This window comes from Pleomorphomonas sp. T1.2MG-36, assembly GCF_950100655.1.
Taxonomy (GTDB): Bacteria; Pseudomonadota; Alphaproteobacteria; order Rhizobiales; family Pleomorphomonadaceae; genus Pleomorphomonas.
The window spans coordinates 92,095-110,241 of record NZ_CATNLY010000012.1 but is presented as its reverse complement, the minus strand read 5'-3'; the positions used below and the strand labels follow the sequence as shown (position 1 = coordinate 110,241).

The 18,147-nt window shown below is 65.2% G+C and carries 18 protein-coding genes; 13 read left to right on the top strand and 5 right to left on the bottom strand.

Features of this window, described 5'->3' with window-relative positions; genetic code table 11:
- The first annotated feature begins 288 nt into the window (after positions 1–288).
- From QQZ18_RS07510 to QQZ18_RS07485, 6 genes are all read left to right on the top strand, one after another.
- Positions 289–1,689, top strand: coding sequence for a septal ring lytic transglycosylase RlpA family protein (locus tag QQZ18_RS07510; RefSeq protein ID WP_284539659.1), 1,401 nt, complete (start codon positions 289–291; stop codon positions 1,687–1,689).
- A 71-nt stretch (positions 1,690–1,760) separates the two neighbouring features.
- Positions 1,761–2,978: a D-alanyl-D-alanine carboxypeptidase family protein gene (locus QQZ18_RS07505; protein WP_284539657.1), complete on the top strand. Its 1,218-nt coding sequence runs from the start codon at positions 1,761–1,763 to the stop codon at positions 2,976–2,978.
- Positions 2,959–3,618 carry a dTMP kinase gene (tmk, locus tag QQZ18_RS07500; RefSeq protein WP_284539655.1) on the top strand — a complete coding sequence of 220 codons (660 nt, stop codon included), beginning with the start codon at positions 2,959–2,961 and terminating at the stop codon, positions 3,616–3,618. The genes QQZ18_RS07505 and tmk overlap by 20 nt, the downstream gene beginning before the upstream one ends.
- The gene (locus tag QQZ18_RS07495) at positions 3,608–4,660 is read left to right on the top strand and encodes a DNA polymerase III subunit delta' (RefSeq protein ID WP_284539653.1); all 1,053 of its coding nucleotides are present in this window, start codon (positions 3,608–3,610) and stop codon (positions 4,658–4,660) included. Before tmk ends, QQZ18_RS07495 begins: the two co-directional genes overlap by 11 nt.
- Before the next feature lie 87 nt (positions 4,661–4,747).
- Positions 4,748–6,292 carry a methionine--tRNA ligase gene (gene metG, locus QQZ18_RS07490; RefSeq protein ID WP_284539651.1) on the top strand — a complete coding sequence of 515 codons (1,545 nt, stop codon included), beginning with the start codon at positions 4,748–4,750 and terminating at the stop codon, positions 6,290–6,292.
- A gap of 205 nt (positions 6,293–6,497) precedes the next feature.
- Positions 6,498–7,676, top strand: coding sequence for an NAD(P)/FAD-dependent oxidoreductase (locus tag QQZ18_RS07485; protein ID WP_284539649.1), 1,179 nt, complete (start codon positions 6,498–6,500; stop codon positions 7,674–7,676).
- 87 nt (positions 7,677–7,763) lie between these two features.
- Here the strand turns inward: QQZ18_RS07485 and QQZ18_RS07480 are convergent, their stop codons facing one another.
- Together QQZ18_RS07480 and QQZ18_RS07475 are read right to left on the bottom strand one after the other, a co-directional pair.
- Positions 7,764–7,952 carry a hypothetical protein gene (locus QQZ18_RS07480; protein ID WP_284539647.1) on the bottom strand — a complete coding sequence of 63 codons (189 nt, stop codon included), beginning with the start codon at positions 7,950–7,952 and terminating at the stop codon, positions 7,764–7,766.
- Positions 7,953–8,098: 146 nt separating this feature from the next.
- Positions 8,099–9,127, bottom strand: a complete 1,029-nt coding sequence (locus tag QQZ18_RS07475; RefSeq protein ID WP_284539645.1) for an Atu2307/SP_0267 family LLM class monooxygenase — start codon at positions 9,125–9,127, stop codon at positions 8,099–8,101.
- A 222-nt stretch (positions 9,128–9,349) separates the two neighbouring features.
- Here QQZ18_RS07475 and wrbA point away from each other — a divergent pair, with 222 nt between their 5' ends.
- Entirely contained in the window at positions 9,350–9,949 is a 600-nt protein-coding gene (gene wrbA, locus QQZ18_RS07470) for an NAD(P)H:quinone oxidoreductase type IV (RefSeq protein ID WP_284539643.1), read from the top strand.
- 36 nt (positions 9,950–9,985) lie between these two features.
- On the opposite strand, the gene QQZ18_RS07465 is transcribed toward wrbA, so the two are convergent.
- Positions 9,986–10,555 (bottom strand): GNAT family N-acetyltransferase, encoded by a 570-nt coding sequence (locus QQZ18_RS07465; protein ID WP_284539642.1) that lies wholly within the window; start codon positions 10,553–10,555, stop codon positions 9,986–9,988.
- Between the two features lie 57 nt (positions 10,556–10,612).
- On the opposite strand from QQZ18_RS07465, the gene nrdR reads away from it, so the two are divergent.
- Genes nrdR through QQZ18_RS07440 form a run of 5 tightly spaced genes read left to right on the top strand, consistent with a single transcriptional unit; the run spans position 10,613 to position 15,316 of the window.
- Complete coding sequence (nrdR, locus tag QQZ18_RS07460) at positions 10,613–11,071, top strand: transcriptional regulator NrdR (protein ID WP_101288275.1); 459 nt, start codon at positions 10,613–10,615, stop codon at positions 11,069–11,071.
- A gap of 8 nt (positions 11,072–11,079) precedes the next feature.
- Positions 11,080–12,273 carry a bifunctional diaminohydroxyphosphoribosylaminopyrimidine deaminase/5-amino-6-(5-phosphoribosylamino)uracil reductase RibD gene (gene ribD / locus QQZ18_RS07455; RefSeq protein WP_284539638.1) on the top strand — a complete coding sequence of 398 codons (1,194 nt, stop codon included), beginning with the start codon at positions 11,080–11,082 and terminating at the stop codon, positions 12,271–12,273.
- Positions 12,274–12,324: 51 nt separating this feature from the next.
- A complete protein-coding gene (uraD, locus tag QQZ18_RS07450) occupies positions 12,325–12,834 on the top strand; it encodes a 2-oxo-4-hydroxy-4-carboxy-5-ureidoimidazoline decarboxylase (RefSeq protein ID WP_284539636.1) in 510 nt (169 codons plus the stop codon).
- Complete coding sequence (locus QQZ18_RS07445; RefSeq protein ID WP_284539634.1) at positions 12,831–14,105, top strand: allantoate amidohydrolase; 1,275 nt, start codon at positions 12,831–12,833, stop codon at positions 14,103–14,105. Before uraD ends, QQZ18_RS07445 begins: the two co-directional genes overlap by 4 nt.
- Positions 14,102–15,316 carry an ArgE/DapE family deacylase gene (locus QQZ18_RS07440; protein ID WP_284539632.1) on the top strand — a complete coding sequence of 405 codons (1,215 nt, stop codon included), beginning with the start codon at positions 14,102–14,104 and terminating at the stop codon, positions 15,314–15,316. Before QQZ18_RS07445 ends, QQZ18_RS07440 begins: the two co-directional genes overlap by 4 nt.
- 9 nt (positions 15,317–15,325) lie before the next feature.
- Here the strand turns inward: QQZ18_RS07440 and rimO are convergent, their stop codons facing one another.
- Positions 15,326–16,660, bottom strand: coding sequence for a 30S ribosomal protein S12 methylthiotransferase RimO (gene rimO / locus QQZ18_RS07435; RefSeq protein WP_284539630.1), 1,335 nt, complete (start codon positions 16,658–16,660; stop codon positions 15,326–15,328).
- Between the two features lie 321 nt (positions 16,661–16,981).
- On the opposite strand from rimO, the gene QQZ18_RS07430 reads away from it, so the two are divergent.
- Complete coding sequence (locus QQZ18_RS07430; protein WP_284539628.1) at positions 16,982–17,260, top strand: hypothetical protein; 279 nt, start codon at positions 16,982–16,984, stop codon at positions 17,258–17,260.
- Positions 17,261–17,289: 29 nt separating this feature from the next.
- On the opposite strand, the gene QQZ18_RS07425 is transcribed toward QQZ18_RS07430, so the two are convergent.
- Positions 17,290–18,135 carry a hypothetical protein gene (locus QQZ18_RS07425; RefSeq protein ID WP_284539626.1) on the bottom strand — a complete coding sequence of 282 codons (846 nt, stop codon included), beginning with the start codon at positions 18,133–18,135 and terminating at the stop codon, positions 17,290–17,292.
- Between the last annotated feature and the right edge of the window lie 12 nt (positions 18,136–18,147).

Below are 18,147 nucleotides of genomic sequence, written 5' to 3'. Positions count from 1 at the left end.
ATTTGGTGTGTATGAAATCGGTCGCCCACAGCCTTTGCTGCCTTTACGGGCCTGTCGAACGAATGTACAAATTGCACGCTGCCGGTTTCCTTCGCGGGGCCGGGCGCTAGGGATTGACCAGGGGATTTATCATCGAGCCGCCGTCTCATCTTTAACAAGAGGTTAGGGATGGCGTTCTAAAGTGAGTGAACGCACTTTGGTGCGACGCTCCGTCTTGGAAGGCTCCGGAAGGCGACTGCCGGCCGAAGCTGCGATGGTGATGAGTGCTCGAACGGCAAGGCGTACGGAATGACTGCAGGGCGAAACGGCACGCGCTCGACGACGAAAACGCTGTTGACGGTGATGTCCACATCACTTGTTCTGGCGATCGGTGTAGCGGGCTGCGGAACTACCGAACAGGGCCCTCTCAAGTCCGCCAAGGCGAAGGTCGATCCCAAGTACGGCGTCGCGCCCAGCCCGCGCGTGGTTGCCATGGGCGAGGCGGTGCCGAAAGGCGGCGGCCGCTCCATGGTTGGCAAGCCCTACCAGATCGCCGGCAAGACCTATGTTCCAAGGGTCGATCCCGACTACAAGGTGGTCGGTCTCGCCAGCTGGTACGGTACCGATTTCCATGGTCGCCGTACCGCCAATGGCGAAGTGTTCGATAGCTCTTCGATTTCCGCCGCCCATCCGACCATGCCGCTGCCGTCCTATGCGCGGCTGACCAGTCTGGCCACCGGCCGCTCGGTCATTGTCCGCGTCAACGATCGCGGCCCGTTCCATTCCAACCGTGTGCTCGACATGTCGCAGCGCGCCGCCGACATGCTCGGCGTCAAGCGCGCCGGCGTCGCCAAGATTCGCGTCGAGTATGTCGGCCCGGCGTCGACCGAGGGCGACGACAGCGCTTTCTTGCTCGCCTCCTATCGTGGTCCGGCGCTCGGGGAGCCGCAGGCTGACAAGCCGAACGTCATGCTCGCCGCCGTCGAGGCGCTGCCGGGCGTGAAGACCATGATGCATGTCTTCGACAGCTCGGATTCGCCGAAACCCGCGCCGGCTGCCGCTCCTGCCGTCATGGCCGCCGCGGCTCCGGCCGATGTCGCCGGCACCCCTGCGCCGGCCATCGACGTGGTGCCGTTGCCCCGTCCGGTCGAAACCTTTGACTATGTGACCATCGCGTCCGCCGATCCGGCTGATTTTGTCGCTCAATCGCAAGTCGCTGCCCTTGCCCCGGCCACGTTCAATTCGACCGTTCCGCTGCCGCAGCCGCGCTTGAGCTACGCCGATACCAACGCCAACACCTATCAGCCGACCGTCATGTTCGGCGACGTGGCGCTGCCGCCGCTGCCGCCCAATGCGTCGGGCTACGCCGCCGATCGCGTGTCGCAGGCCTATCAGGCCGTCGATGGGTTTGAGGGCGGCACTGGCATGTCCGAGTTGGTCAGCAAGCTTGAAGGAATGGCCGGACCGAAGCCGGCCGTCACTCGCGAACCGTCCGGACCGGTGGTCCAGCTTGGCGTATTCGGCAATCCGGACAATGTCTTGAAGGTGAGCGCTGTGTTGTCCGCTTATGGAACGCCCGTCGTGACCGACATTTCGGTTGGCGGACGCGACATGAAGCTGATGCGCCTTACGGCTCTGACGGTTACGCCGGATCAGGCGATCGCCGCTGCCCAGGCGGCCGGCATCGACGGAGCCCGTCTCCTGCGCTGACCGGCCTGCCGCGCGGCGAGGGGAATGTCCGGCGTCTCGACGCCGGGAGCACGAGGCCCGGTTTCGTCGTCATGCGTGGGTTCGTTCTGCCGTTCCTTCTGGTTGCCGCCCTGGTATCCAGCCCTGTTGTTGCGCTCGAAAGCGTCGCGCCGCGCGTGGCTTTGCATGACGAGACCACCGGTTCGCTGCTGATAGCCAGGGACGAGGACAAGCCTTTCGCGCCGGCCAATTTCGCCAAGCTGGTCACCGCCGCCGTCGTTTTCGAGGCGTTGAAGACCGGCGAAGTGACCGACGCGACGCTATATCCCATCAGCGAACACGCTTGGCGCACCGGTGGCGCACCTGCCCGCGTAACCACCATGTTCGCGGCCGTGAAGTCCTTCGTGCCGGTGAGCGATCTGTTGCGCGGCCTCGTCGTCGACTACGCCAATGACGCTGCCATCGCCCTGGCCGAGGGGCTTTCCGGTTCGGAGGCGGCCTTCACGGCGCGCATGAACGCCTATGTCGCGCGCATCGGCCTCAAGGATAGCCGGTTCGCCAATCCGACCGGCTACCCCGATCCCCAGGCCAAGACCACGCTTTCCGACATGCTGGCGTTGGCCGGCCATATCAGGACGACCTATCCCGACCGCTACGCGCTTTACAGCCAGCCGGAGTTTCTCTGGAACAAGATCAACCAGACCAACAAGACGCGTTTCATCAAGGAGCTCCCGGGTGTCGACGGCATGATGCTGGCTTTCGATGAGGCGGCTGGCTTGGGCGCTCTGCTGACGGCGGGGCGCGGCGATCGCCGTGTCACTCTCGCGGCGAGTGGCTATGCTTCGCTCGCCGATCGCGACAAGGATCTCAAGGCCTTGGTTGAGGGCGCGTTCTCGGAGTACGGACGGTTCGAGATCTACCCGTCCGGGGCCGAGATCGGTCGCGTGAAGGTGTTCGGCGGCAATGCGCCGGACGTGGCGGTTGTCTCCACCGGTGGCGCACCGGTGAATTTGACCCTGCCGACCGGCGATCGCTCGCAGTTTCGCCTTGCCGTGGTCTACGATGGTCCGGTGCCAGCGCCGATCCGGCGCGGTGCGCCGGTCGCCCGCCTCGAAGTCAGGGTCGGCGACCGCCTTTACCAGTCCGTGACGCTCGAAGCCGCCGCAGACGTCGAACGCGGCGAGATCCGCGACCGGGCGCTCGACGGCTTTGCCGAGATGTTCGCCGGCTGGTGGTATAGGACGATCGGGTCTATATCGATCGAGGATATCGTGAATTTGGGAGCATTGCGTGGGCGGCACCAGGGGTAGGTTCATCACCTTCGAGGGCGGTGAGGGCACCGGCAAGTCGACGCAGTCGAAACGCCTGACGGCGGCGCTTGAGGCGCGCGGCCTCGACGTGGTGCTGACGCGCGAGCCCGGTGGCTCGCCCGCGGCCGAGACCATTCGCGGCCTTCTCCTGTCCGGCCGGGCCAAGCCGCTCGGCGTTCTGGGCGAAGCTTATCTTTTTGCGGCCGCCCGTATCGATCACGTCGCCGAACTGATCGAGCCGGCGCTCGGGCGAGGTGCCTTCGTCGTCTGCGATCGCTTTGCCGATTCAAGTCGCGTCTATCAGGGCACGGCCGGCGGGCTGCCCGCCGATGTCGTCGATGGCCTCGTCGACGCGGCCATCGGCTCCACCATTCCCGATCTCACCGTCATCATCGACGTGCCCGTCTCGGTCGGACTCGCCCGCGTCGGCCATCGTTCGGAAGGCGCCGACCGCTTCGAGAGCGACGCCGTCGCCGTCCACGAAGCGCGCCGACGGGGGTTCCTCGCCTTGGCCGATCGGTTTCCCGAGCGCTGCGTCGTCGTCGACGGCAGTCGCGAAAAGGATGTGGTGTCCGCTGAGATCCTTGAGCTGGTGACAAGCCGATTCCGGCTCGACGGGGAGGGCGCCCGTGGCGATTGAGGACGATCGCGCCGCCGAGGCCGATTGGCTGGAAGGGTTTCCGCTGCCGCGCGAACAGACCGAGCTGATCGGCCATTCCGTCGCCGCCGCCGAGTTGCACGACGGTTACGCCGGCGGGCGGCTGCACCACGCCATTCTGCTGACCGGACCCAAGGGCATCGGCAAGGCGACGCTGGCCTTTCGCTTCGCCCGCTTCGTGCTGAGCCACCCAGACCCCACAAAAGCGCCGCCGACGGCTTCCGGCTTGTTGCCGGCCGACGATCGCGTTGCCGCGATGGTATCGACGGGCGCCCATCCCAACCTCCTGCATCTTCGTCGCCCCTGGGACGAGAAGGCGAAGAAGGTCAAGACGCAGCTCACCGTCGACGAGATCCGCAAGACGGTGACGTTCTTCGGCAATGCCGCCGGTGTCGATGGCTATCGTATCGCCATCGTCGATGCCGCCGACGACATGAACGTCTCCGCGGCCAACGCACTGCTCAAGATGCTGGAGGAGCCGCCGAAACGGTCGCTGTTTCTGGTTCTCTCCCACGCGCCAGGTCGGCTCCTGCCGACCATCCGGTCGCGGTGTCGCCGGCTGGCGCTCGATCCGCTTGCCCCGGACGACCTGGATGCGGCGCTGACGTCCCTCGGCCTGACGGTGGCCGAAGGCGACAAGCCGTCGCTCACGGCTCTTGCCGAAGGGTCGGTGCGCCGGGCCATCGAGTGCATCGAAAACAACGGCCTGGAGGTCTTTCGCCAGTTCCGGTCCCTCGCCGACGGCTTCCCGCGTCTCGACCGGCCGCGCCTCTATCGCTTCGCCGATGCCGTGGCCGGGCGCAAGGGCGCCGATAGTTTCGACCTTTGTGCCGATCTCGCCCGTGGCTGGCTGTCCGAACATATGCGCCTGACGCTGAGGAGCGGCGTCGACCGTCTCAACGGCTATGCCGTTGCCTGGGAGACGGTCAATCGCATCGTCGCTGAAACCGATGGGATCAACCTCGATCGGCGGCAGGCGGTGATTTCGATGATGCAAAGCCTTGCGGGATGCGTCGCTAAGTAGCTATTCAAAAGATCGTGCCGCCGGCGTTCCGTTCGGATGCGCCTTTTGACCTTCCGTCCGGCACCATCGAAACCCTGAAGCGAACTCATGAAACCGACGTTCTACATCACGACCGCGATCAGCTACCCCAACGGGGCTCCTCACATCGGCCACGCCTACGAGGCGATGGCGACCGACGTGATGGCGCGGTTCATGCGGCTCGACGGCCATGACGTTCGCTTCCTGACGGGCACCGACGAACACGGCATCAAGATGCTGCAGACGGCGCGCAAGGAGGGCATCACCGCCCGCGAGCTCGCCGATCGCAACTCGGCCCGGTTCCTGGAGATGGCCACGCTCCTGAACCTCTCCAACGACGACTTCATCCGCACCAGCGAGGAGCGTCACCGCGTTGCCTGCCAGGCGATCTGGAAGGCGATGGAAGCCAACGGCGACATCTACCTGAACAAGTATGCCGGCTGGTACTCGGTCCGCGACGAAGCCTATTACGGCGAAGAGGAAACCATCGTCTCCGACGACGGCATCCGCTTCGGTCCGCAGGGAACCCCCGTTGAGTGGGTGGAGGAGGAGAGCTACTTCTTCCGCCTGAGCGCCTATCAGGACAGGCTCCTGAAGCTCTACGAGGAGCAGCCGGACTTCATCGGTCCCGACGAGCGCCGGAACGAGGTGACGAGCTTCGTCAAGGGCGGGCTCAAGGACCTCTCGATCTCGCGTACCACCTTCGACTGGGGCATTCCGGTGCCAGGCAACGACAAGCACGTCATGTACGTGTGGGTCGATGCGCTGACCAACTACATCACGGCGCTCGGCTATCCCGACACCAATAGCGAGATGTTCCGGAAATACTGGCCGGCCCTGCACATCATCGGCAAGGATATCGTCCGCTTCCACACCGTCTATTGGCCGGCTTTCCTGATGAGCGCCGGTGTGCCGCTGCCCAAGCGCGTCTTCGCCCACGGCTTTCTGTTCAACCGCGGCGAGAAGATGTCGAAATCGCTCGGCAACGTCGTCGGGCCGCAGGAGATGGTCGATACCTACGGTCTCGATCCCGTCCGCTACTTCTTCCTGCGCGAGGTCTCCTTCGGCCAGGATGGCAACTACAGCCACGAGGCGATCGTCGGCCGCATGAATGCCGATCTCGCCAACAATCTCGGCAACCTCGCGCAGCGGTCGCTGTCGATGATTGCCAAGAACCTTGGCGGCGTGCTGCCGACGCCCGGACCGCTCACCGACGCCGACCGGACGATCCTCCAGAGCGTCTACGGTCTGCTGCCGGCTTGCCGCGAGGCGATCGAGGGGCAGCAGATCCACCAGATGCTCAATGCCATCTGGGCCGTTCTCGGCGAGGCCAACCGCTACTTCGATGCCGAGGCGCCGTGGACGGTTCGCAAGACCGACGAGGCACGCTTCGCCACCATCATGTGGGTGACGGCGGAACTGCTCAGAAACGTCGCCATCCTGATCCAGCCGGTGATGCCGGCATCGATGGAAAAGCTGCTCGACCTCCTGGCCGTGCCCGCCGATCGTCGGGCCTTCGACAGCCTTGGCGAAGGTGGGGCTCTTGTGGGGGGCGTCACTCTGCCGGCGCCGGTCGGCATCTTCCCGCGCTATGTAGAGAAGGCGGCCGACTGACGGGCGATCCAAGAGAGTTCCCGGGCGCGCTCGTCGCCCGGGAACCCCGCAGGACGAGGCGAAGCCGCCTATGAAGGCATTGGCGCATTGTTTGTGCAGCGCCTGCCGGCGGGTTGGGCGGCCGTCCGCTTGACAGTGCGCTGAGCAGAATCTCTGATGGCCTTACCGGGCGGTTCAGCACCCGAAGGCAATCTCAGGTTCTCAAATGCCTCACTATGATGTCGTGATCGTCGGCGGCGCCGTGACCGGGTCGTCGGCTGCCTATCATATTGCCACCAACCCCGATTTCTCCGGCAAGGTTCTGGTGCTCGAAAAGGACCCGTCCTACCGCAAATGCGCGTCCGCCTTGTCGGCCGCCTCGATCCGTCAGCAGTTTTCGACGGCGGTGAACATCAAGATTTCCCTGTACGGTATTGAATTCATTCGTAATATAGGCGATCTGCTGGAGGTCGATGGCGACAGGCCCGATATCGGCTTTCACGAGGATGGCTATCTTTTTCTCGCCACCGACGCCGGGCGGGACACGCTCGCCGAAAATCACCGGCTGCAAGTCGAGCTCGGTGCCGACATTGCCTTTCTGGAGCCGGACCGTCTGGTCGCCACCTTCCCCTGGCTCAGTATCGACGATCTCTCTGCCGGTTGCTATGGCCGGAGCGGCGAGGGATGGTTCGACGGCTACGGCATGATGCAGGCCTTTCGCCGCAAGGCGCGCTCGCTTGGCGTGGACTACCGTCCGGCACGCGCCACCGCCATCGAGGTCGACAGCGGCAGGGCCACCGGTGTTCGTCTTGAGGACGGCGAGGTGATTTCCGCCGATACGGTGATCAATGCCTCCGGCGCCGACGGTCGCAAGCTCGCGGCCACGGCCGGCATCGACATCCCCATCGAAGTGAAGAAGCGGATGATCTTCACCTTCAAGGCGGAAGACCGGATCGAACGCTGTCCGCTCTTGATCGATCCCAACGGTACCTACGTACGCGGCGACAGCGACGGCTTCATCTGCGGCTGGGCGCCAGCCGGCGAGGACGATCCGGAGGTGGACGAAGACTTCGACGTCGATTGGAACCTGTTCGAGGATCACATCTGGCCGACGATCGCTACGCGGGTTCCCGCCTTCGAGCGCATCAAGCCGGGCGCCGCCTGGGCCGGCTATTACGACATGTGCGCCTACGACGACAACGTGCTGCTCGGCGCCATGCCGGAGGTGCCGAACCTGCTGCTGGCCAACGGCTTTTCCGGCCACGGATTGCAACAGGCACCAGCCGTCGGCCGGGGGCTCAGCGAACTGGTCGTCCACGGCGCCTACCGCAGTCTCGATCTCTCGGAGCTTTCACCGGTTCGCATCCGCGACGGGCGGCAGGTCAGGGAAAAGAACATAGTGTGAGTGAAAAGGCCGGCGGCTTGATCCCGCCGGCCTTCGTTCCGCCCTTCGATCGGTCCAACGGCCGCGCCGGGCGGACTCGATCTCCGATCAACCGTCAACCGCTTCGCGCCGAGGCAGGCAGTGCCTCCAGCGAGCGAGCTGCTGGCGTGCGGCATGTATCTTGGCGGCGAGCGGTGCCGCCGTATCGTAGAACTCCCGGTCGGCTTCTGCGGTGTGCGTCTGCCTGGGCCGGCGGAAACCTTCGCGGGTCATGATGAAGGTCAATATGTCTTGCATGGTCGCCTCCGGTGATTGCCGGAGAAGCATATAGACGCCAGAAAAAACGATTCATATTGCCCGATTTCGTAGACCATCATTCAGAACTGAACGATTGCCAAGGTCGGTCCGCCATCAGGACGACGGACCGTCTCGAGCGGCAGGTATCAGGCGGTCCCGCCATTGACCGCCGGTTTCACCTTGTTGCCGAGCAGCTCGATCGAATGGAGAGCCGCGGCATGCGGCAACTCCTGACCTTGCAGCAGCAGGGTGAGGCGGTCGATGCCGCCGAGCGACTCGTTGACGTGGCGGACCTTGGCGATGATCTCGTCGGGGCCGCCGATCATCAGCGCGCCGGTCGGCCCGCGTAGCGCATCATACTGGGCACGCGTCGTCGGTCCCCAGCCGCGTTCCCGTCCGATCTTCGAGAAGGTTCGCTCATAGCCCGGCCAGTAGATGTCGGCGGCTTCTTCGGTGGTGTCGGCGAGGAAGCCCACCGCATGAACGCCGACACTGAGCTTCTCGGGCGGATGACCGGCTTCGGCGCCCGCTCGGCGATAGAGATCAATCAGCGGCCGGAAGCGGTGAGGTTCGCCGCCGATGATGGCGACGACCAACGGCAGACCAAGGAACCCGGCGCGGGCGAAGGATGCCGGCGTGCCGCCGACGCCGATGCGAATGGGCAACTGCTTCTGTACCGGCCGGGGGTAGACGCCCTGTCCGGTCAGAGCCGCCCGGTGCTTGCCCGACCAGGTCACATTGATGTTGTCGCGGATGGTCAGCAGCAGGTCGAGCTTCTCGGTGAACAGTTCGTCGTAGTTTCTGAGGTCGAAGCCGAACAGCGGATAGGATTCGATGAACGAGCCGCGCCCGACAATGATCTCGGCTCGGCCGTTGGAGATCAGATCCAGCGTGGCAAACTGCTGGAACACGCGCACCGGCTCGTCGGAGCTCAGCACCGTCACGGCGCTGGCCAGCCGGATGTTTTTCGTCCGTGCCGCCGCGGCGGCCAGAATGACGGCGGGAGCTGAGGCGAGATATTCCTCGCGATGATGCTCACCGATGGCGAAAACATCGAGTCCGGCCGCATCGGCCGTCTCGATTTCCTCGAGAAGACGCGCCATGCGCTCGGCGTCGCCGGTTTTGCTGGCCGGAGTCCAGGTGGTCGAAACGAAGCTGTCGATGCCGAATTCCATGGTCGGTTCCCAAGTGAGAGCAGGAAAGGCGCACGCTGCGTAGCCGCAGGCGACGGGTTTCGATCAATGTGGACGCCTAAATGCCCCCCTGAAAGGGGTTGATCGTTCACCCTGGGTGGAAGATGTGTCGCCCATTACGTGGCTTTGCGTAGCCGTTCGAAGGGCTAAGTTCAAGGCACCGCTTTCGCCGGCAGGACCGGCATTCATTGGGGACTTCATAATATGGCCAAGGTGCTTGTGCTCTACTATTCTGCTTACGGACATATCGAGACGATGGCCAACGCCGTCGCCGAAGGTGCTCGTTCGGCCGGCGCGACGGTCGATGTGAAGCGCGTTCCGGAACTGGTCCCCGAGGATGTCGCCAAGGCTTCCTACTACAAGGTCGATCAGGCCGCTCCGATCGCCAAGCCGGATGAGCTGGCCGACTACGACGCCATCATCGTCGGCGCCGGCACGCGCTATGGCACCGTTGCCTCGCAGATGCGCAACTTCCTCGACCAGACCGGCGCTCTCTGGGCCCAGGGCAAGCTCGTTGGCAAGGTCGCGTCGGCCTTCACCTCGTCGGCCACCCAGCACGGCGGCCAGGAATCGACCATCCTTGGCCTGATCCCCACCTTCCTGCATCACGGCATGGCCTACGTCGGTCTGCCCTATGCCTTCCAGGGGCAGATGGGCGTCGAGGCCGTCAAGGGCGGCTCGCCCTACGGCGCCTCCACCATCACCGACGGTGACGGCTCGCGTCAGCCGTCCGAGATCGAACTTGAGGCCGCTCGCTATCAGGGTGCCCACGTCGCCAAGATCGCGACCAAGCTGTTCGGCTGATCGGCCGGATCGCTGACCGATGCGAGCCCCGGAATCTCAGGATTCCGGGGCTTGTCTGTTCTTGGGGCGTACGCGTTCGTAAAGGCCGATCGGAGTGCCTTCCGTTCCGGCGATGACGGCGGCTTGCTTGTAGCCGGCTCGTTCTGCCAGTCGGATCGACGGCGCATTTTGCGGTTCGATGATGCAGGTGGTGAGGGGAAAGCGTGCCGCCTTGTCCGCCCAGGCGAGGCAGGCCGCAAGTGCCTCGCTGGCAAGTCCTTGGCCATGGGCGGACCGCACGAAAGCCCAGCCGGCCTCCGGCAAGCCTCTCACCGGCAGGTCGATGGGACGCTTGAAGTCGGAGAACCCGATCTCGCCGATGAAGGCGCCGGTGTCCTTGCGTGTCGCCGCCCAGAAACCATAGCCCATGACGATCCAGTGGCCGGCATAGCGCAGGTAGCGCATCCAGCTCTCGTGCTCGGTCGCCGGCCGGCCTGAGATGAAGCGCGTCACCTCCGGATCGGCCCACATGGCGGCCAGCGCCGGAAAATCGTCGCGCCTGTGTCCGCGCAGAATCAGCCGGTCCGTCTCAATCTCCGGCGCTCGTGTCCTTCGGCTCTGTGGCATCGCCCACCCCTGATCGATATAGTGCCGCTTTATCAGATTCGACGGAGAGTGAGCCCCATGCGGTGTCCTTATTGCGGCAACGAAGACAGCCAGGTGAAGGACAGCCGCCCCACCGAAGACGGAACCGCAATCCGTCGTCGGCGTGTCTGCATTGCTTGCGGCGGGCGCTTCACCACCTTCGAGCGCGTGCAGCTGCGCGAGCTTACCGTCATCAAACGGTCCGGCCGACGCGTGCCGTTCGATCGGGACAAGCTGATGCGATCGGTGCAGATCGCCCTTCGCAAGCGTCCTGTGGAGAGCGAGCGGGTCGAGCGCATGGTCAATGGCATCGTTCGTCAGCTTGAAAGCATGGGAGAGAGCGAGATCGAGGCCGGCTTGATCGGCCGGCTGGTCATGGAAGGCCTGAAAACGCTCGATGACGTTGCCTATGTGCGCTTTGCATCCGTCTATCGCGACTTCCGCGAGGCCAAGGATTTCGAGAGCGTGCTGGGCGAGCTCAACGCCGACAGCGAGTGAGGGCGGCGATGACGGTGGCCCGAGGGCAACCGACCGAACTTGACCGTCGTTTCATGGCCGCCGCCATCGCCCTTGGCTGGCGGAATGCCGGCGTTGCCCGGCCGCATCCGTCCGTCGGCGCCATTCTCGTGCGGAAGGCGCCCGACGGCTTCGAAGTAATTGCCCGCGCCGTCTCGGCGCCCGGCGGGCGGCCGCATGCCGAGGCGCTGGTGCTGGCGGCGGCCGGTGCTCGGGCGCGTGGCGCCACGCTCTACGTGACGCTGGAGCCCTGTCTCAACGGCGGTCCTGCTCCATCCTGCGTCACCGCGCTGGTCAATGCCGGCGTCGCTCATGTCGTCGTGGGCATCGAGGATCCAGATCCTCGCTATTCCGGCCGCAGTCTGGTCGTTCTCGAGCGCAACGGCATCAGGGTGACGAGCGGCGTCCATGCCAGCGAGGCGGCGCTGCTGCATGCCGGACATATCGCCCGGTCGCGTCTCGACCGTCCGCACGTTCACCTTCGCCTCATGCTCAGCGCCGACGGTTGCATCGAGTGCACGGGCGAGGGCATGCGGCCGATCGCGTCCACCGCCGCGCGCGCCCATGGTTTCGGCCTCCGCCTCCAGCATGACGCCGTCATGGTCGGTAGCGGCACCATCGTTGCCGACGATCCGCGCCTCACGGCCCGCCTGCCGGGCTGCGAAGCCCGTTCCCCGGTCCGCGTGATCGTCGATGCCGAGGCGCGCACGCCGGTAAACTCCAATGTCGTCACGCTGGCCCGGACGTCGCCGACCTGGGTTTTCGTGGCGCCCGACGCGCCCGAGGAGCGGGTGAAGGCCCTGTTCCAGCGCGGCGTGCTGGTGCTTACCGCCGAGCGCGAGGCCTCGGGCCGCCTCGATCTTGCCGACGTATTGTTTCAGATGGGAGGTCTCGGCATAAGCTCGGTGCTGGCCGAGGGCGGGGTCCGGCTGTCGCGGTCTCTGCTCGAAGCCGGCATGGTCGACGAAGCGACGATCATCGTCTCCGAGGATACCGCCGGCGGCGAGGTTCCCGAGCTGCCGTTGACCGAGTTGTCCGACCCAAACGCCTTCCACATCGTCTCCGGCAGGTCGTTCGGAAAGGACCGGTTGCTGCATCTCGCCCGTATCGACGGCCGGACGTCGATCCACGACATTCGGCTACCCGTAAGGCCTATCCGTCGGCCTATTGCGGAACCTCTGTGATTTTGCCAACCTCTTGCGGTTAATGATTTGTAAGCCCGAGCGGGGACCGCGATGACCCTTCCGACAACTGTCCAGGATGTGAACAGCCTGGGTGCCAAGGCCTTCATGGCCACCTTCGGCGATGTTGCCGAACATTCGCCCTGGGTGGCCGAGGCCGCCGAGGAAATGCGCCCCTTCCAGGACCGCGACGCCATCGTCGCCGCCTTCGAGCAGGTGTTGCGTGCCGCAGGCCGCGCCGCCAAGCTCGCGCTCATCCGTGCCCACCCCGATCTCGCCACCAAGGCCAAGTCGATCGCCGACGATTCCCGCCGCGAGCAGGCCGGCGCCGGGCTCGATGCGTTGTCGCCGGAGGAGTTCGGCCGCTTCGAGGCGCTCAACAAAACCTACCGGGAGCGGTTTGGCTTTCCGTTCATCCTCGCCGTGCGCGGAGCAACGAAGGCCGACATTCTTGCGTCCTTCGAGGAGCGGCTCGGCAACAGCCCCGACACGGAGTTCGAGCGGGCGCTCGACGAGATCGCGCGCATCTTCCGTTTCCGGATCGAAGACCGGGTCGCATCGTGAGGACACCGACCGAACTCGGCGCTCGTGCCGAGGCGATGCTCGCCGAACTCGCCGCCTTCACCGACGACGACGCCAACCTGACCCGCCTCTATCTATCGCCCGCCCACCGCGCGGCAGCCGGCCGGGTTGCCGAGTGGATGCATGGCGCCGGCCTCGACGTCGGGTCCGACGCGCTTGGTACGGTACGCGGCCGCCTGAAGCCGACCGCGCCGGGAAGGGCAGGCAACCGGCGCGTTCTGATCGGCTCGCACATCGACACGGTGGTCAACGCCGGTCGGTACGACGGCATGCTGGGCGTCGTCGCCGGGATCCTCGCCGTGGAGGAAATCCGGGCGCGGGGCATCGAACTGCCGTTCGGGGTCGACGTGCTGGCCTTCGGTGACGAGGAGGGCGTCCGGTTCCCGACGACGCTGGTGTCCAGTTCGGCTGTTGCCGGTTGCCTCGTGCCGTCCGATCTCGATGCGCGGGACGCCGATGGCGTGCTCCTGCGCGACGCTCTCCTCGCCTTTGGCGGCGACCCGAACGCGGCGGCCTCTGCCGCCTACGCCCGCGAGGAAGCGCTCGCTTACCTAGAAGTGCACATCGAACAGGGACCGGTGCTGGAGGCCGAAGGCCTGCCGATCGGCATCGTGACCTCCATTGCCGGCCAGTCGCGCTTTTCGGTGACCGTCACCGGCGAGGCCGGCCACGCCGGTACCGTGCCGATGCCCTTGCGCCGCGATGCGCTCGCCGCCAGCGCGGAATTGATGCTGGCCATCGAGGAGGTGGCTCGCGCCGGCCAAGCCCATCAGATGGTCGCAACCGTCGGACGCCTCGTCGCCAAGCCGGGAGCCGTCAACGTCATTCCGGCCGAAGTGGTCTTCACTCTCGACATTCGCGCCGACGCCGATGCGCCGCGTCTGTCCGCCATCGCCGAGTTGGACGCGCGTTTCCAGGCGATCGCCGACCGTCGTGGCGTGTCCGTCGCCATGGATAAGTTCTACGAAAGCCCGACCACGCCGTGCGCTCCGCGCCTCCAGGAGGCTTTTGCCGCCGCCGCCCGCGATCTCGGTCTCCCGCAACGGCAGCTTGCCTCGGGCGCCGGCCATGATGGCCACGCCATGCACCACCTTACCGACGTCGGAATGCTGTTCGTGCGCTGCCGTGGCGGCATCAGCCACAATCCGGCCGAGTTCACCGCCATTGACGACATGGGCCTCGCCGTGGAAGCCTTGATCAAGGCCGTCGAGCGGCTGGCGATAGACGCCGAATCTTCAGGGGACCTGATATGAAAGCCATCATCGAAGCCGCCTTTGCCGCCGAGGTCGACTTCCTGAAAGCGTTGGTCAGGGTACCGAGCGACAATCCGCCCGGCGATTGCGCGCCCATCGCCGAAACGGCTGCCGAGCGCCTCGAAGCCCTTGGCTTCCGTGTCGAGCGTCATCCGGTGCCGGAACCCTTCGTTCGCCAGAATGGCATGCGCTCGGTGACCAATCTGATCGTCCGCCATGTCTTCGGGGAAGGGAAGGGGCCGGTTATCGCCCTCAATGCCCACGGCGACGTGGTGCCGCCCGGCTCGGGCTGGACGATGCAGCCCTATGGGGCGGAAGAGAAAGGTGGCGCGATCTACGGCCGCGGCGCCGCCGTTTCGAAGTCGGATTTCGCAACCTATGCCTTTGCGCTGAAAGCGCTGATCGCCTCCGGGCTGCCCCTCGACGGTACGGTGGAACTGCATCTCACCTTCGATGAGGAGGCCGGTGGCTTCGTCGGCCCGGCGTTCCTGATCGAGCAGGGCCTGTCGAAGCCCGATTACGCCATTTCCGCCGGCTTCTCCTATGCCATCACCACCGCTCACAACGGCGTGCTGCACATGGAGATCATCATCCGTGGCAAGCAGGCCCACGCGGCCATGCCGGAAACCGGCGTCGACGCGTTGGAGCATGCCGTTCCGATCCTGAAGGCGCTCTACGATGAGCGGCACCGCCTCGGCAGCACCGTTTCGGCCCAGAAGGGCATCGGTTCGCCCAAGCTCACCGTCGGACTGATTTCCGGCGGCATCAACACCAACGTCGTGCCCGACCGCGTCGCGCTGCGTCTCGATCGCCGTCTGATCCCCGAAGAGGTCGGCACCGAGGTCGAGAAGAAGCTGGTGGCGCTGATCGAGGCGGCGACGCCCAAGGTCGACGGTCTTGAGGTGGAGTGCCGCCGCATCATGCTGGCCGAGCCCTTGCGCGAACTGCCCGGCGCCGACCGGCTCGTGGCGTCCATCTCGGCACATGCCGAGACGGTGCTCGGCGTTGCCGTCGAGCCGACCGGCGTGCCGCTCTACACCGACGCCCGCCATTACTCGGCGGCCGGCATCCCGACGGTTCTCTACGGCGCCGGTCCGCGTTCCATTTTGGAGGCCAACGCCCACGCGGCCGACGAGCACGTCCAGCTTTCGGATCTGAAGGCGGCCACCGAGGTCATCGCGCTGACGCTGAAAGACCTTCTCACGCCGTGAGGAGGGTGATCAGCCCACCGTGCCCCAGAGATCATAGGCGTCGGCCCGCTCGATCTTGGCCGTGACGATGTCGCCGACGCGCATCGGGCGGCGGCTCGTAAGGTGAACGGAGCCGTCGATTTCCGGCGCGTCCCACTTGGAACGGCCCTTGGCGACCGTGCCGTTTGCCTCATCGATGATGACCGGAATGCGCTTGCCGACGCGGCGCTGCAGGAGCTTGGCCGAAATGCCCTGCTGATGGGCCATGAAGCGATGCCAGCGGCGCTCCTGCTCTTCCGGCGGCACCAGCGGCAGGCCGAGATCGTTGGCTGCGGCGCCCTTGACGGGCTCGTATTTGAAACAGCCGACGCGCTCCAGCTTCACCTCGGAGAGCCAATCGAGCAGCATCTCGAAGTCCTCTTCCGTCTCACCGGGGAAGCCGACGATGAAGGTGGAGCGTATTGCGAGATCGGGACAGATGTCGCGCCATTTGGCGATGCGCTCGGCCGTCTTCTCCTGGTGAGCCGGCCGGCGCATGGCGCGGAGCACGTTGGGGGAGGCGTGCTGGAAGGGGATGTCCAGGTAGGGCAGCACCTTGCCGTCGGCCATCAGCGAGATGACCTCGTCCACGTGCGGGTAGGGGTAGACGTAGTGCAGGCGCACCCAGATGCCGAATTCCGAGAGCGCATCGGCAAGGTCGTAGAAGCGGGCGCGGATCTCCCGATCCTTCCAGATACCGGTCTGGTACATGATGTCGACTCCGTAGGCGGAGGTGTCCTGCGAGATGACCAGCAGCTCCTTGACGCCGGCGTTGGCCAGCTTCTCGGCTTCTTTCAGCACGTCGACCACCGGCCGCGAGACGAGATCGCCGCGTAGCTTCGGAATGATGCAGAAGCTGCAGCGGTTGTGGCAGCCCTCGGAGATCTTGAGATAGGCGTAGTGACGCGGCGTCAGCTTGACGCCCTGCGGCGGTACCAGATCGACATAGGGGTCGTGGGCCGGCGGAATGGCCTCATGAACGGCGCTCATCACGCTTTCGTAGGCCTGTGGGCCGGTGATCGCCAGGACATCGGGGAAGGCGTCGCGGATCTGCTCGGGCTCGGCGCCCATGCAGCCGGTGACGATGACCTTGCCGTTTTCGGCCATCGCCTTGCCGATGGCGTCGAGGCTCTCGGCCTTGGCGCTGTCGAGGAAGCCGCAGGTGTTGACGATGACCACGTCGGCGCCGTCATGTCGTCGGGCGATCTCGTAACCCTCCGACCTCAAATGCGTGACGATCCGCTCGCTGTCGACCAGGGCCTTCGGGCAGCCGAGGCTGACGAAGGAAATCTTCGGAGCGGTTTCGGAGCGGGGATCGGTGGTCATTTGCGGCGAAATCCTGAGCTTTTGAGGCCGAGATGCATGGAGAGCTTTTGCCGTGCCGTCAAGATGGGAGGCGGAGATTTCGGCGGAAACCGGCGGTCCGATTGGTAACGTGGATCTTCACGCGTCGATCACCTTTTGCGGCGCGCTAAAAAGGAAATCGCAAAGACTTTGGCGCTAGTGTATGTTCCGGACAATAACGAGTATCGAGGCTTCATGCGCTTCCCGACGTCCCGTTCTTCATGGCCGCTTGCGGCCGCCACCGCCGTTTTTGCCGTTCTCACCCTTGGGGGATGTGCAAGCGGACCCTCAGATTTTCTCTCGGTGGCTTCCAGCGAGCCCAAGGCAGAGAAGCCTATCGTTCGCGATGCCAACCAGCAGGCGGCGTTGGCTGCGGCGCTGGAAGCCCAGAGCCGGGGTTACCGGATGCCGTCCGACAACACGTCGGCGGTGATGGCCCTTTCGGTTGCCCGTCAGCAGCAGAACGAAGAGGCCCAGGCGCTGATTCAGGAAACCGAGTCCGCCTTCAAGCCCGCCGAGCCGTCGATCTGCGATCCCTATTCGGTCGATCCGGCAACTGCCTGCCCGGTCAAGACTCCCTGACAAACGCAAGGCCGGTGTCCTAACCGGCCTCAATGCATTGACAGCTGTTGTCCCAGATAAAAGGCCGGCAGGCACTTGATGCCTGACGCTTCCGCCTTGCCACACCGCTCCGCGGCTTCTGCAGCGTTGCGGAACGGCCCGGCGATCAGCAGCAGTTCGGTGCGTCCGCCACGGTCGCGGATGGTGGCGAGGCCATCCAGTCCTTCGAACAGCGCCGGATATTGCCTCACGAGGTCCGACCACGCCGTCTTCAGCGAGGTCAGGTCGCCGTAAGTACCCAGCTCCATGCCGAATTGGGTATAGGCCGCCTCGCTTTGCGAGCTGCCGTCCGGCGGCACGAGATCGTCGAAGTTGCGTGTCGACGACGACGGCAGGCCGCTTTTCGTCCCGAGCGCCGGTGCCGTCGGCGCGCCGATGCTGCCGGTCATCTCCGAAAATCGCCCCTCGATCTTGCCGAGCCGTTCCGACAAGGCATCGATCTGACCGCGCAGGAGCTCGGTCGTCTGCCGGAGCGCCGCGTTTTCGATCCGTACTTTGGCAAGTTCCGTGGCGATATCGCCATCACGGGTCGGGGCGCCAACCATGTCGCTGCGCCCACTCGACGGCGTTGCCACCGAACCCGCCTCCGATGCTGCCGTTCCTCGCAGCAGGGTCGCCCCGCCTCCCGACGCAACCGGGCGCGGCGGCTGGGCAGCGGCTTCCCGGGTTGGATTGCCGTAGACGAGAGCGACGACGGCGAACAGCAGTGCCAGGGCCGCGATGGCGAACCACACCGACAACGCAAAGGAGCCGGAACCGGGCAACCCGCTTCCGCCGCCATATCTGTCGTCACGCTCGCCGTTCACGAGAGCACCCCAAACGCCGAAAGGCCGCATTTCGGCCAGTCT